The following is a 13,304-nucleotide window of genomic DNA, read 5'->3' on the forward strand; positions in this document are numbered from 1 at the left end:
AACACCTGCCGCTTGGGTACGGCGCGTGCTGTTGTACGTGCTCGTCCTCGCGATCGCGGTCTTCCTGCTCTTCCCCGTCTACTGGGCCGCGAAGACAGCTCTTTCACCAGATCGGGAGATCTACGCGACCCCTGCGGCCTACGTGCCGCAGGAATTCACGATTCAGCATTTCAACAACGCCCTCAGCGACCCGCGCTTCATGCAGAGCATCATCAACTCGGTGATCGTCGGCGTGTCCGTCACGGTGATCTCCGTTTTCCTGGGCGCGTTCGCGGCCTACGCTCTGGGCCGGTTCCGCTTCCGCGGTCGCAGCATGATGCGCTACGTCATCTTGGCGATGTCGATGTTCCCCAACATCGCCATCCTCGGCTCGCTGTACAAGATGCTGACGGCCACGAACCTGTACAACACACTGCCCGCGCTGATCATCACCTATCTGATCTTCATCCTGCCCTTCACCGTGTGGACCTTGGCCAGTTTTTTCCAGCAACTGCCCCACGAACTCGAAGAAGCCGCCTACATCGACGGCGCATCCCCGATGCAGACCTTCTGGCGCATCATGATGCCGTTGGCCGCTCCCGGCCTGGCGGCCACGTCGATCCTCGCCATCATCGCGGCATGGAACGAGTACCTGTTCGCGCTCTCCTTCGAGTCGGACAGCAGCAACTGGACCGTGCCGGTCCTGATCTCCAACATCGGCGCGCAGTCCAGCGCGTACACGATCCCCTGGGGCGATGAGATGGCGGCATCCCTGATCGTCATGGTCCCGGTGATCGCGCTCGTGCTCCTCCTGCAACGGCGAATCGTCGCCGGCCTCACCGCCGGGTCGGTGAAAGAATGACTCGGCGGATGCTCGGCAACCGGCGGAGAGGGTGTAGGCACCCTGCTCCGCCGGGGAGACGCCCAGATCATGACAGCGCCCGACAACCCGCCTGCTCCGCAAGACGGTCCTGCTTCGAGGATCCGGTTACAGTCCGTTACCGCAAGCATCTTGGCAGAGCTATTGACTGGACACCCTGACGCTCCATCTGTCATTCGCTCACGAGACTGTGGCGGGCTGGGCGGACAGGAGGACCTGTGCCCAGCCGCTGGCGTCGACGGTGCCCTGGCCGGTCAGGTCGCCGGCGCGGCCGTCGTAGGGGTTGATGTCGAGGTAGCGGTGCATGGAGTTGTCGCGGCTGTGGCCGTAGTAGACACCCCCGCCGGGCGACAGCAGGTGGTCCATTGCCTGCCAGGTGGAGTCGCGTAGCTGGTAGCGCTTCACGGAGCCGGGACCGCTGATGTTGTAGGAGATGAGCTGCCCTTCGGCCGTGGTGCCGAGGATCCAGTCGGGTCCGGTGGCCGTGAGGGTTTTAAGGGTGAAGCCGCTGCCGATGGCGGTGTTGTCGGTGATGTCGGCAAGGTCAGGCTGGGCGGCGGTGATGGTGTAGCGGTGGAGGGTTCCGTTCGCAATGCCGAACAGGTGGCTGGTGCCGTCGTAGGCGAGCAGGTCGTGGGTGAAGCCGCTGCCCAGCAGGACGGGCGGGTTGAAGGTGAGGCTGTCACGGTTGGTCCGCACGTCGACGCGGTACAGCTTGCCGTTGGTGTCGGTGACCAGGATGGTGTTGTAGTTGAGTGTGGCCATGGCCTTGGGTGTGAAGCCGAGGGTGGCTGTGGAGACGACCGCGCCGTGGGTGCGCTTCCCGGTGGCGGCGTCGATGGTGGTATAGGTCAGCCGCCCGTCCGGCATCACCCCATAAACCGACGTGACGCCCTTTGGCCCGCCGAAGTGCGGGTTCTGCGCGTGGGTGAGCGTCTCCCAGCCCAGGAAGTGCGACACCCCGGCGGGGCGGCTCTTCTCGACCCACTGCTTGGCATAGGGCATGTCGTCGTACCCGAGACGGTGGTGCAGCGCGTTGAAGCCGACCTCGAAGTGCTCCCCGAGGTCCTTGGTGACCTTTCCGCCGCACAGCCACGACGGCACCGTCCCGCCCAGTTGCAGGCGAGCGTGGAGGTTCATCGCGAATCGCAGCCGGTGCTTGGCCTTGGCGTACAGGTCCACACCCTGGTGGCCGGCCGTCTCCGCGACGTGGGAGATGGCCGCAAGACCCCATCCGGTGTGCCAGAAGTCACGGCAGGTCTCCTGGGTCAGCCCGTCCACGAACGTGGTCTGCCCCTTCCAGTAGTCGATGATCTCGGCTTTGGTGTCGTACTTGCTGTTCGGCGGCGCCTTGGGCAGCGAGCCGTCCGTCTTGAGGTAGACGTAGGCGGGCAGCCTGCCGCGCCAGGTCGCGACAGCTCGGTCGAATGAGGCACGGTCGTCCAGGTGCACGGCGATGCCGATGGCGGCATCGGTCATGATCAGTTCCCAGTTGCCGTTGTTGTTGGGCGCGCCGGCGATCACGGTCGGCAGGTACACCGAACGGAGCTTGCCGGCGAACCGGCCGGCCTGGGCCCAGCCGGAGTGGGTGTGCTTGATGAGTTCGGCGGCGCGGGAGAAGTTGGCGCCCGCCCAGCCGGTCTGCAGCGGCGCGTTGCTCCCGGTGTGTTTGGCGATCACGGCTGACCAGGCGTCCATGATCTGGATCGCCTTGTCGGCGTAGCGGGAGTCCTTGGTGAGGTACCACTGCAGGGCGTGCGTGTAGGCCGCCATGGCGTCCTTGCGCTCGTCCGAGCAGCCGTGGTCGGGGTTCGACACCGGGAAACGGCGCGATCGGCGTGCTGTACGGAGCGGGCGAGAACCGCTTCCGCGATGAGATCCGCTGGAACTGGTTCTGGGAAAGCGCCCTCGGCCTCCCCTAGCGATCCTTGGCCGCTAGGTTCTGGGCATTTGTGTCAGCTTTTTCACGCGGTTCGGGCAGGCGTGCGCGGACCGTGTAGTCGCTGACACGTCCTGTGGCCGACCTTCGGGCGGGTGCGGGCGAGTGCCCGGCTGTTGCCGGGGCCTTCCTCCGCGCGGCGCAGCAGAGCGGCAAGGACCACCGAGACGGCCATCGGCCGCGGTCAGGGTCGCCGTGTGGGCGACAGCGTTCGCCAGGACATCAGGGCGGCGATGGCCGAGGCCGCGCCGGCCAGTGTGACGACCAGCCCCGGGGCCGCGACTTCGCCCAGCGCGCCTCCGGCTGCGGCGGCCAGGCCCTGCAGCGTCATCGTTCCGGTCAGCAGCAGGCCGAACGCCTGACCGCGCTGCGTCTCGGGCACCGCGTCGAGAAACCTGCGGGCCAGTGCGAGCTGGTAGGCGACGCCGAAACCGGACACTGTCATTAGGATGGCGGCGTATCCCGGTGCGGGGCGCAGCGCGAACCCCAGCAGCGGCAATCCGAGCGCAAGCGCGAGGGGGCCGGCCAGCCGCTCCCGGCCCGCAGGGCGCACCAGGCGGCCGACGATCAGGTTGCCGGCGAACATCCCGGCGGCGACCGCTGCGAACAGCAGACCGGCCGCGTCAGGCGCGCCGACCTGCGCGGCGTACGGGACCAGCACGCCCTCGGCGCCGACCATCAGCGCCGGTGCCAGCCATTGCGCCAGCAGCAGCGCCCGGACCGCAGGCCGGCGCAGGAGCGCCCGGTTCACCTGCCAGGTCTCGCTGATGCCGGCCGAACCGCCGGTGCGGCGGCGTGGGTGGTCGGCGAGGCGCAGTTGCAGCAGGCCTGCCGAGGCCAGGCAGGTCGCGGCGGTGATCCAGAGCGCGCCTGGCGCGCCGACAGCGGCGATCAGCATGCCGCCGGCGGCGAAGCCGAGCACCTGCGTGCCGCCTGCCGCCATGGAGAACACGGCACGGCCGAGCACGTAGCGGTCGCCGTCTAGCAGGTCGGGCAGAAGGGCGGTGCGCGAAGCGGAGGCGACGGCGCTGGGTAAACCCGTGACGAACACGAGCGCCAGCATGGCCGGTACCGGCAGTAGACCGGCGGCGAGCACGGCGCTGACCGCGGCGCGCAGCACCTCGTAGCCGATCATGACGGTGCGCGGGCGCCAGCGGTCGGCGAAAGCCAGCAGCAGCGTGCCGCCAAGGGCATAGGGCAGGAAGCCTGCCGCATACGCCAGCGCCGACATCAGCGGCGACCCGGTTGCCGCGTAGACGGTCACGGACAGTGCGAGCATCCGCACCGTCTCGCCGATCAGGAAGAGCGTGTAGCTGCCGAACAGCACGCGGAACTGGCCCACAGCGAACACCTCGCGGTAGGTGGCCGGGCGTGGCGCGCCGGACGTGGTGGTCATGGCCGACAGCATCACGGCAGCCCGGCCACGGTGACTATGCTTTCGTGTGGAGGCAAAACATGCTGGCCATCGAGGTGGGGCCCGTCGACGTGGCGCGTACCCGCTACGCGATCTCGCCGCTGGGCGAGGCGATGCAGGCGCTGCGCGTCGCAGCCGGCGTGCAAGCCGCCGGCCCGCTCCGGCCGTGGGCCGAGCGCATCGCGCCCCGGTACGAGCAGCTGCGCCGGCAGGTGCCCACAGTCAGGGCGCTGACGGCGCTGTTCCGCCGCGGCGGCTACAATGCCGACTTCATCCATCCGCCGCCGTCAGGCTCCGGTGGCGACTTCGCCGCTGAGCTGGCCGCCGTGCGCGCCACGCCGCTGCGCCGTGCACGCCTGGAACTGGCCCGCAACCTGGCGGGACTGCGGACGCCGCCACGCTACGTGCAGCGCATCCTCGACGCACCGGACGTGGTCACCCGGCTCGCCGATGCGCTCGAGGCGAGCTGGCAGGCGCTGGTCGAGCCGGACTGGCCGCGGCTGCGGGCGGTGCTGGAGCGTGACCTGGTCCGCCGCGCCGGATACCTGGCGATGTACGGCTGGGCGGCAGCGCTGTCCGATCTCGACCCGCGGGTGAGCTGGCGCTCCGAGGGGCAGGCCGGGACCATCGAGGTGCGCACGGGCTCGCGTACCGAGTGGGACCGGCACCGGCTGGCCGGCAAGGGCCTGCTGCTGATGCCGACGGTGTTCGGCACTCTGATCAGCTACGTCGAGCCGCCCTGGCCCTACGCCCTGGTCTATCCCGCCCGGGGCATCGCGGACCTGCTCGGCCCTGTGGCGCGTGCACCGGGCGGTGAGGCCCTGAGCCGGCTGGTCGGCCCGCGTCGCGCGGACGTGCTGCGTGCGCTGGACGTGCCTGCAACGACGACGCAGCTGGTCGCCCAGCTCGGCCTAAGCCTAGGCACCGTCGGCAGCCATCTGGCGGTGCTGCGCGATGCCGGCCTGGTCACCCGCACCCGCGCCGGCCGGGCCGTCCGCTACGAGCACACGCCGCTGGGCGCGGCCCTGGCGGACAGCTGAACGCCACCGGGCGGCCCACCTGGCCGAGAACTCGCCAACCCTTCGCCACCCCAACCCGTCAGCTCGCCATCTCAGCTGCGAAGCGACACAGACACGCCATGCCTCATTCGCCACAATCCGCTATGCGGTGATACATCACCCGAGCCGTCGGCCACGGCAATGATGGTGATCTACCGCGCATAGTCGAGGACCGGCGGCGGGACTCGGCATGGTCGGCACCCCGCATCCGGCCTTGATCGGTGCCGCGAGGACCACTAGCCTGATCGCCGTGCTGCCGGAAGGCGGGGCCGAGGCGATCGCGTCACGCGGGAAGGGCCCCGACCACCGCCATGGAATTTGGGATCGACTGACGATGAGCGCGGAAGAGGATTTCAAGCAGGTCGGCGCCGAGCTGGCCGACCTGGGTGTACGGATGTCCAGGATGATGGGGAGTCCGGCGCTCAAAGATCAGGCGGGGAAGGTGTTCGCGAGCCTGCAGCGCGACGGCGCGATGGTGTTCCGGCTGGTCAGGGACACCCCCGAACACACGGCCGCGCTCCAGCTGGCCGGGGCGTCCCTGTTCGACCCCTCGGGGCAGGGCAGGGAGATAAAGGACTGGGTGGTCGTGCCCCACTCCTCGGCCGAGAAATGGACGGATCTGGCCGAGGCCGCCCTCAGCCGCCCACGCTGATCAGTAGGCCACGTCGACGGTGTGGAGCAACGCGTTCTCCACCATCCCTTTCGCGAGGGCTCGTGGGCCATGCTGATGCGAGCTCTGGCCGGTCGGGGCGCCGTGCCGAGGCGCTCAACGCCTGCCGCAGGATGCACGCCATCCTCAGCGAGGAGCTCGGCGTGGAACCGGCCGATGACGTGCGTCGACTGCATCAGGACATCCTCCACGGCGTCGTCGGCCGCCGGCATCCCGCGAAGGGTCGGCGTCAGCGCGTGACCCGGCGGCAGCGTGCAGCCCGGATGAAGTTGATCTCCATCATCACCACTTCCACCACGGGCTTCACGCGTGATCGTCGCTTACTCGGCCGGGGAGACACGACCTAGCAGCACCGCTTGCCCCCGGTCCGAAGGTTGCATCCGGATCCCCCGGGCGGGCAGCAGCACACCAGGTAGACCTTCCAGAGCCGGCTGTGACAGTTGGCGTTGTACCGGCACGAGCTCCAGTGCCCGGCGCCGGTACTGCTCGGCGTGCAGGAAACGGTTCCCGCGGCGGCGGCGTTTACCCCAGGGCGCGGTCCGCGATCTTTCCGAGGACGGCGTTCATCGCCCCCTCCCGGACTTCTTGCCGCACGGCACCAGTCGCTTGTTCCAGCATGAGGTCCCCTGGCCATCCATCGTGCATGTCATGACGACTCGAACGCCGAAGATACACGGCCCCTTCTTGATGAAGGCGCTAGCAGCCTCCTCCCGCAGGATCCGGCTCAGCACGCGATCCGACAGTGATTCGATGAATTTCATTTGTTTTCTTTCACTAGATCCCCATCAGCTTTCTGATGGTGACGGCATGGATTTCGGACACCGGGAAATAGCCGAGATCGCGGGAGTCGAAGCTGACGTCCGCGTTGTCGCCGAGAAGGATCAGTTGCCCGCTGGGCACCCGCTCTTCGGACAGGACGGTCCGCGGCATCGGGGGGACCGGATCGCCGGGCAGCGCGGCGATGCGCTTGATGAGAAACCGCTCGCCCACCGGCAGCGGGTTGACGACGACGGCGACCTGACCTCGGCGCAGGGCCGACTGCGAGACCCGGCGGGCCAAGACCCTGTCCCCGTCGACCAGGGTGGGGTTCATGCTGTCGCCGTCCACGCGGATGATCGAATACATCCGGCGCAGCCGTACGACCAGGGCGGCGACGAGCAGCAGGACGGCGGCGGGAAACCAGATCTTCATGCGACCGCCGCCTCGGCATACCCCTGAGCTTGCAGGCGGAACAGCCCCGCGTACCGGCCGCCAGCCGCCATGAGTTCGTGGTGAGTCCCGGATTCCACGATCGTTCCGTGCTCCAGGACGATGATGTGATCCGCGTCGCGAACGGTGTTGAGCCGGTGCGAGATGAGCACGCTGGTGGCGCCGTCGCGCTGGCGCCGAATCCTGGCGTGCATGTCGGCCTCGGCCTCCGGGTCCAGGCTGGCGGAAGGCTCGTCGAGGATCATGAGGTCCCGGTAACCGCGGAACATCGCCCGGGCCAGGGCCGTTCGCTGCCACTGACCGCCGGAAAGCTGCACGCCGGTCTCGGGGTCGTCCCGGTCTTCTTCACTGAAGAACATCCGGCTGAGAAGGGTGTCGTAGCCGCGCGGAAGGGACGACAGCTTGTCATCGATTCCCGCTCGCTGGGCCGCCCCCCGAATGCGTGCCTCGTCCTCACGAGCGGCGACGAAACCGATGGAGATATTGTCGGCGGCAGACATGTCGTAGGACATGTGATCCTGGAAGACGCCGGTGAGACGTTGCCGGAGATCCTCGGGACGCACCAGGCGGAGGTCGACGCCGTCCCAGGTGATGGAGCCGTGCTCGGGGTCGTAGAACCTGCACAGCAGCTTGACCAGGGTGCTCTTACCCGCACCGTTGAGGCCGACGATCGCGACGGCCTTGCCCGCGGGGATGAACAGGTCCAGACCGCGCAGGATCCAGGGGTGGTCGTCGCTGTAGCGGAACCAGACGTCGGTGAACCTGATGCCCTGGCTCAACCGGGGCAGCGGTCTGGGATCGGCCGGGATCGGGAGGTCAGGACCCGCCTGGGTCACCGCCACATAGTGATCGAGCATGATCAGGTCCTGGTGGAGCATCCCGATACTGGAGACCAGACCGCTGAGCGCGCCCTGGACCGCGGCGACGGCGGCCACGAGGAGGGAGACGTCTCCCACGCTCAGCGCGCCGGACATCGCCGCGTTCACGGCCCAGACCAGCCCGCCGCCGGCGACCGCCGCGCCCAGCATCGTCAGCGTGGTCTCGATGGAAAGCTCCCGGAGGTCCATCCGACGGTGGGCCTCGTTGGAGGTCCGAAGCTCGGACATCATGCGGCCGCGCAGGAACCGGCCGCTGTTGAAGAGCCGGATCTCCTTGGCCGCCTCGACAGTTCCCAGGAGGTTCCCGTAGAAGATCTGGCGCCGCTCCGCCGGGCCTATCTCCCACATCATCGAGGCCCGGCGGCGCGACAGGCGGAGCTGGGCCACCAGCGCGGGGATCCCGGTCACCAGCACGATCGACGTCAGAATCGGGCTGATCACCAGAAGCGATCCGACCATCCCCAGCAGCGTGATCGCCGACTGCAGGATGCTGAACGCGCCGGTGACGATGCTCTGACCGCTGCCCAGGCTGGTTTGCGCCAGGCGGAGTCGGTCGTGGAAGTGCGGATCCTCGAACCGGCGCAGACCTGCGAAACGCAAGGTCGCGCTGAACAGCTGAGCGGTGGTCCGCGCGGTGAACTCCCGGCCGATCTGATTGCCCAGATACTGGCTGAACTGGGGTGAGGCAGCCATCACCACGCCGGTTCCGGCCAGCCCCACGCCCAGCGTGATCAGCCCGACATCGGGGCTTCCAGCCGACAGGCCGTCCACGACCAGCTTGGTCAGCCAGGCGGCCACGATCGGTGCGAAGCCTTCGGCCAGCATCACCAGGACGTAGGTGGCGGTCAGGCCGGGTGCCGAACGAAAGGCGATACCCGCGGCCACCCGAGCGGTGCCGATCATGCGTGGACCGTCTCCGGCAGGTCGACGTCATTACCGATGACGGTTCCGGTGGCGTCCGTCGTGATCACTGTGGGGAACCCGGATACCCGGAACACCTTCTGAAGGGGGCCGTGCGGCTCCTCCCGCACCACCCGGGCCACCGCAGCCAGCCGCTCGAACTCCGCCGCGGCATCGTCATCACCACCGGTCACCACCACGGCCATGACCGGATCTGAGGTCCGTCCGGCCCGCTCGACGAACTCCGGCAACAGTTGCCTGCACGGCGCGCAACCGGGTGAGAAGAAACCGATCAGTGCGGGGGCGCCCATCAAGGATTCCGCGGAGATCGGATCACCCTCGGAGGTCAAGGCCGTGAACGATGGGATCTTCTCGCCGGGCTCCGGCCCGTTGACCATCTCGGGGAGCTGGGCCGAAAGTTTGCGCAGCCGACGCACCACACCGACGAGCAGCAACAGGTTGGCCAGGCCCAGCAGTCCGACCAGCACGACCGCCGCGGTCAGGTAGACCATCACAGCCCTCCAGAAGTCTCAGCGAAAAGATCAACGACATCGTCGAAGGCGATCATGAAAACCGCACCGATCAGGCCCGCGGGCACCGCGATCGCCGGCCCGGCGGCCGGCAGCGGAGCCCCGCCTGCGGCAAGCCCGGCCAGGCCAAGTCCCACCACGGCCAGCAGCAGGCCGTTCCGCAGCAGGTGGACCGGGCCCAGCCGGGACGCGGTGGGACCGAAGCACCGGCAGGACACCGGGTGCCCTCGCCGTATCGAGACGGTGATCGCCGCGCCGAACGCGCACAGTGACAGCCCGCTCAGCGGCAACCCCGCCTGTGGGACCGCCATCAGCACGGCCGCCGCTGCTTCCCCTGAGGCCACCACACCCGCCACGGGCATACGGAAACGCTCAGGCAGCATCGCCGGCGACGACGCGAACGACCGCAGGGCGGCACGGCTGCGAAGCTTGCTGAACGCGGCGACCGCGAAAACAACCCCGATGAGCACGTGGCACCCGACAAGCAGCAGATCCACAATCGTCGATGTTTCCGTCCCCCACTAGCGCGCCGCTAGCGCGGCGTTAGCGGCAGAGGCACTCGACGCCGGCGGCGGGTCAGGACGGCTGATCGCGAGCGCGTCTGTGGGCCCGAACCCGGCGCCTACCGGCTTGCCGGTGCCGGCGTCGAGCACCGCTTCCTTGAACACCGGGTCCCGCCCGTACGAGACGGTCACCGCGAGCCGGCGCCCTCCTGGGCGGCGGCAACGCCGACCCGGGCATGCGGAGACACGTCCCGGCCGGCGGCCGAGGTGCAGAGGTTCCAGGCCGCACGGGAGCCGGCACCTTGCGGGTGAAAGACGGCTGCATTCGCAAGGGTCGCGCCGGCCGTCTTGACAGTGCGCACCGGCTTACTTACATAGAGGATTCGTTCTGCCATCTCCAGTTGACGCCTTTACAGCGAGCCAGTGCGGTTGTCCGAGCGAGGGTTGTGTTCTGTCCCAAACTGAGGGACTATCTCTCTAGAGAGCTTGAGTCTGATTAGGCTTGACAGCCGGTTAGAGGAGCCCCTTGCCGGAGATCGTTGACCACGACCCCATTCTCGCCCTCGCCTCTCCCGAACTCCTTCTCGACCCCTATCCCGCCTACGGAAACCTCCGTCGGGAACGGCCCGCGTTTTTCTACGACCGCCTTAACTCATGGATTTTCAGCCAGTATGACGATTGCGTCGCCGTACTGAAGGACAGCGCGAACTTCGCCGCCGACTGGCGCCGGGTCGGTGAGACGATGCCCCCGCGGGCGATCAACATGCTGACCCTGGACCCGCCGGAGCACACCGTGGTCCGACGGCTGTTCATGGAGGCGCTGCGCGCGCAGGACCACATGGCCGTGGAGCAGATGATCGCGCAACACACGGCGGACCTGCTGGCCGCGCTGGCACGCCGTCCGTCGTTCGAGTTGCTCACGGAGTTCGCGGAACCGCTGGCGCTGTCGACGACCTCGGCGTATCTCGGCGTGCCGATGCCGGATCCGGTCTGGGCCAGCCAGGCCGCCCGTGCCATCGTCGCAGGCATGGACGCCGGGCTGTGGCCCGAGCGGGCGCAACCCGTGCTGGCGGCGCAGGAGGAACTGGCCGTGCTGGTTGAGGACTGGCTCGCCCATCCGCCGCCCTCCGGCGTCGTCGGCATCATCGTGAAACGGGCGGCCGGCAGCGGCGTGGACCCGGCCATCATCGCCAACACGGTGCGGGGACTGCTGTTCAGCGGCTACAGCTCCGGCAGCAAACTGCTCGGGCTGGTGGCGGTGGCCCTGCTCCACGAGCGGGTCGCCGAGTTGGAGCGGTTCCGTGAGGCCGACACCGCACGCGCCGTGGACGAGATGGTCCGCTACGCCTCCCCAATACAGGTGGTCGCCCGTGCGTGCGTGCACGACACCGGGGTGGGCGGCGTCACGGTGCGCGCGGGGCAGGCGGTCACGCTGCTCTTGGGCGCGGCGAACCGGGACCCCGCGCGGTTTCCCGACCCGGACGTGGTACGGCTGGACCGGCATCCCAATCCGCATCTCGGCTTCGGCCGGGGCCCGAAGTCCTGCCTCGGCTCACCCTTTACAGCGATATTCACCCGGGTAGTGCTTCGCGTACTCGCCGAGCTGTATCCCGGTATCAGGGCGCTCGGCGCGCCAACGTATTTCCCGAACCTGACAGCGCGCAGTATTGAGCGTTTCGAGGTCACCCTTCGCTGAAGGAGGTTTATGTGCTCAAGGTCGTGGGAGCCTCGTTCGGGCGTACCGGGACTTCTTCGGTTCGGTTGGCTTTGGAGACCCTGGGATTCGGTCCCTGCCATTACATGAGAGAGCTTTTCAGCAGCCCTTCGCATGCGCAGGAATGGCTGCGGGTGGTCGAAGGCGGAGGACCTGACTGGAAACGGCTGCTCGACGGTTTCACCTCGACAATTGCCTGGCCGGCGGCTTTTTACTGGCGAGAGCTCGCTGCCACCTGGCCTGAGGCGAAAGTCCTGCTGATCGTGCGGGATCCGGCTTCGTGGTATGCCAGCATGACCCGCACGTTGTATCGCACCAGGCCCGCGGACGCCGGGCGGGAGACGAGCCTCGGCGTGCGGGACCAGGTCATCGAGAAGATCGTCTGGCAGGGAACGTTCGCCGGGCGATTTGAGGATCGTGACCACGCCATCGGCGTATACCGTGCCCATCTGGACGCGGTCCGCGATGCCGTGCCATCTGGCCGGCTGATCGAATTCGACCCATCGCGCGGATGGGAGCCGCTCTGCGCGGCACTTGGGGTCGACGTGCCGGACGCGCCCTTTCCCATGGCGAACACCACTGATGAGTATCTGCGCCGGGCCGAGCAGGCCGGGGCCCTCCCGCCACGGTGAGAAAGCAGCGTGTGACCGGCGGCCTGGACAGGAGAGGACAGGGAAGTGGCGCTTACCGTTTCATCCGTCGCTGACCCGTACGGGGTGGCGGCAGCGTACTGGGACCACCTGCACATAGGGCCGGGCTCAGCGGCACTGGTGTCCTTCTTCGCCGGCCTGGCTCCGCCCGGCGGGCACGCGTTGGAGATCGGCCCAGGTACCGGCCGGATGACCCTGGCAGTGGCCGAGCGCGTGGCGAGCGTGCACTGCCTGGAGCCCTCCCCCGCGATGCGCGCGGTGCTCCTGACCAAGCTGGCAGGGGAGCCGGACATGGGGCATCGGGTGACGGTGCTTGGCGGCGCCGCACCGGACTTCCGTTTCGACCGGCGCTTCGACTACGTCTACCTGGCCGCCGTGTTCGAAGACGTGCCGCCGGAGGCACGACGGCCGCTCTTCGCCGGCCTGGCCGAGTATCTTGCGCCGGGTGGTGTGCTGGCCATGGACATGGTGCACGACGAGGTCGTCCCCGACCATCCCGAGCGCGAGGTGCGTGGCGCGCACCAGGGGGAGTGCCGTTACACCCTGTCGTCGGCCGTCTGGCCGCTTGGCCCCGATCTGGCCGGAGTGCGGCGCGTCTACCGCACTTACCACCGCGACACGCTGGTGTCCACTGAGATCGTCGAATGCGACTACCACCTCCATAGGCCCGCCGACGTGCTCGCCGACCTGCGCGCGGTCGGCCTGACCGCCGTGGGCGGCTCGGCCGTGACCGACGAGGTGACCCCGCTCGACGACAAGGGAACGCTGATCGCCCGGCACGACAGCTGACCGCTCTGAGCTCGAGGCCTCCGTGGACGGTCCCCGGTCGCCTGCCACGTCGCCGGCGCTGTTCCGGCCTCGAAACGGTCCATCGGACCTCGATGGACACGGAGGCGAGTCAAGGAGGTGCGCCATGCGGTACTGGTACTGATCGATTCTCACCGTGGCCTGACCTTGCGAGGTCAGGCCACGGCCTGGCA

13 protein-coding genes are annotated in these 13,304 nt (G+C 68.3%); 7 read left to right on the plus strand and 6 right to left on the minus strand.

Annotated elements, in window-relative coordinates; genetic code table 11:
• The first annotated feature begins 25 nt into the window (after positions 1 to 25).
• Positions 26 to 841, plus strand: a complete 816-nt coding sequence (locus ACTMTI_RS09470; protein WP_441119618.1) for a carbohydrate ABC transporter permease — start codon at positions 26 to 28, stop codon at positions 839 to 841.
• Between the two features lie 198 nt (positions 842 to 1,039).
• On the opposite strand, the gene ACTMTI_RS09475 is transcribed toward ACTMTI_RS09470, so the two are convergent.
• Together ACTMTI_RS09475 and ACTMTI_RS09480 are read right to left on the minus strand one after the other, a co-directional pair.
• Complete coding sequence (locus ACTMTI_RS09475) at positions 1,040 to 2,677, minus strand: alginate lyase family protein (RefSeq protein ID WP_441119620.1); 1,638 nt, start codon at positions 2,675 to 2,677, stop codon at positions 1,040 to 1,042.
• Positions 2,678 to 2,982: 305 nt separating this feature from the next.
• The gene (locus tag ACTMTI_RS09480; RefSeq protein ID WP_441119621.1) at positions 2,983 to 4,194 is read right to left on the minus strand and encodes an MFS transporter; all 1,212 of its coding nucleotides are present in this window, start codon (positions 4,192 to 4,194) and stop codon (positions 2,983 to 2,985) included.
• Between the two features lie 59 nt (positions 4,195 to 4,253).
• Here ACTMTI_RS09480 and ACTMTI_RS09485 point away from each other — a divergent pair, with 59 nt between their 5' ends.
• The 3 genes from ACTMTI_RS09485 to ACTMTI_RS09495 all read left to right on the plus strand — a co-directional run bounded on the left by ACTMTI_RS09485 (position 4,254) and on the right by ACTMTI_RS09495 (position 6,287).
• Positions 4,254 to 5,252, plus strand: a complete 999-nt coding sequence (locus ACTMTI_RS09485; RefSeq protein ID WP_441119622.1) for a DUF5937 family protein — start codon at positions 4,254 to 4,256, stop codon at positions 5,250 to 5,252.
• 352 nt (positions 5,253 to 5,604) lie between these two features.
• Positions 5,605 to 5,922, plus strand: a complete 318-nt coding sequence (locus tag ACTMTI_RS09490; protein WP_441119623.1) for a hypothetical protein — start codon at positions 5,605 to 5,607, stop codon at positions 5,920 to 5,922.
• Positions 5,880 to 6,287 carry a BTAD domain-containing putative transcriptional regulator gene (locus tag ACTMTI_RS09495; protein ID WP_441119625.1) on the plus strand — a complete coding sequence of 136 codons (408 nt, stop codon included), beginning with the start codon at positions 5,880 to 5,882 and terminating at the stop codon, positions 6,285 to 6,287. Before ACTMTI_RS09490 ends, ACTMTI_RS09495 begins: the two co-directional genes overlap by 43 nt.
• Before the next feature lie 427 nt (positions 6,288 to 6,714).
• Here the strand turns inward: ACTMTI_RS09495 and ACTMTI_RS09500 are convergent, their stop codons facing one another.
• The 4 genes from ACTMTI_RS09500 to ACTMTI_RS09515 are packed head-to-tail and all read right to left on the minus strand — an operon-like array spanning position 6,715 to position 9,954.
• The gene (locus ACTMTI_RS09500; RefSeq protein WP_441119626.1) at positions 6,715 to 7,131 is read right to left on the minus strand and encodes a S26 family signal peptidase; all 417 of its coding nucleotides are present in this window, start codon (positions 7,129 to 7,131) and stop codon (positions 6,715 to 6,717) included.
• Positions 7,128 to 8,930, minus strand: coding sequence for an ABC transporter ATP-binding protein (locus ACTMTI_RS09505; RefSeq protein WP_441119628.1), 1,803 nt, complete (start codon positions 8,928 to 8,930; stop codon positions 7,128 to 7,130). Before ACTMTI_RS09505 ends, ACTMTI_RS09500 begins: the two co-directional genes overlap by 4 nt.
• Positions 8,927 to 9,439: a TlpA family protein disulfide reductase gene (locus ACTMTI_RS09510; RefSeq protein WP_441119630.1), complete on the minus strand. Its 513-nt coding sequence runs from the start codon at positions 9,437 to 9,439 to the stop codon at positions 8,927 to 8,929. Before ACTMTI_RS09510 ends, ACTMTI_RS09505 begins: the two co-directional genes overlap by 4 nt.
• Complete coding sequence (locus ACTMTI_RS09515) at positions 9,439 to 9,954, minus strand: MauE/DoxX family redox-associated membrane protein (protein ID WP_441119632.1); 516 nt, start codon at positions 9,952 to 9,954, stop codon at positions 9,439 to 9,441. The genes ACTMTI_RS09510 and ACTMTI_RS09515 overlap by 1 nt, the downstream gene beginning before the upstream one ends.
• 532 nt (positions 9,955 to 10,486) lie before the next feature.
• Here ACTMTI_RS09515 and ACTMTI_RS09520 point away from each other — a divergent pair.
• From ACTMTI_RS09520 to ACTMTI_RS09530, 3 genes are read left to right on the plus strand one after another with little or no spacing between them, the layout of a single operon-like run.
• On the plus strand, positions 10,487 to 11,656 hold the full coding sequence (locus ACTMTI_RS09520) for a cytochrome P450 (protein WP_441119634.1): 1,170 nt from the start codon (positions 10,487 to 10,489) through the stop codon (positions 11,654 to 11,656).
• 11 nt (positions 11,657 to 11,667) lie between these two features.
• Positions 11,668 to 12,306 (plus strand): sulfotransferase family protein, encoded by a 639-nt coding sequence (locus ACTMTI_RS09525; RefSeq protein WP_441119636.1) that lies wholly within the window; start codon positions 11,668 to 11,670, stop codon positions 12,304 to 12,306.
• 45 nt (positions 12,307 to 12,351) lie between these two features.
• The gene (locus ACTMTI_RS09530) at positions 12,352 to 13,113 is read left to right on the plus strand and encodes a class I SAM-dependent methyltransferase (protein ID WP_441119638.1); all 762 of its coding nucleotides are present in this window, start codon (positions 12,352 to 12,354) and stop codon (positions 13,111 to 13,113) included.
• The last annotated feature ends 191 nt before the right edge of the window (positions 13,114 to 13,304 follow it).

Origin of the sequence: Nonomuraea sp. H19, assembly GCF_052068215.1 — a bacterium.
Classification (GTDB): domain Bacteria; phylum Actinomycetota; class Actinomycetes; order Streptosporangiales; family Streptosporangiaceae; genus Nonomuraea.

Excerpts from the sequence above, each read along its gene's own strand:
- ACTMTI_RS09480 (WP_441119621.1), bottom strand. The coding sequence starts at position 4,194 with ATGACCACCACGTCCGGCGCGCCACGCCCGGCCACCTACCGCGAGGTG.
- ACTMTI_RS09485 (WP_441119622.1), top strand. The coding sequence starts at position 4,254 with ATGCTGGCCATCGAGGTGGGGCCCGTCGACGTGGCGCGTACCCGCTAC.
- ACTMTI_RS09490 (WP_441119623.1), top strand. The coding sequence starts at position 5,605 with ATGAGCGCGGAAGAGGATTTCAAGCAGGTCGGCGCCGAGCTGGCCGAC.
- ACTMTI_RS09495 (WP_441119625.1), top strand. The coding sequence starts at position 5,880 with ATGGACGGATCTGGCCGAGGCCGCCCTCAGCCGCCCACGCTGATCAGT.
- ACTMTI_RS09500 (WP_441119626.1), bottom strand. The coding sequence starts at position 7,131 with ATGAAGATCTGGTTTCCCGCCGCCGTCCTGCTGCTCGTCGCCGCCCTG.
- ACTMTI_RS09505 (WP_441119628.1), bottom strand. The coding sequence starts at position 8,930 with ATGATCGGCACCGCTCGGGTGGCCGCGGGTATCGCCTTTCGTTCGGCA.
- ACTMTI_RS09510 (WP_441119630.1), bottom strand. The coding sequence starts at position 9,439 with ATGGTCTACCTGACCGCGGCGGTCGTGCTGGTCGGACTGCTGGGCCTG.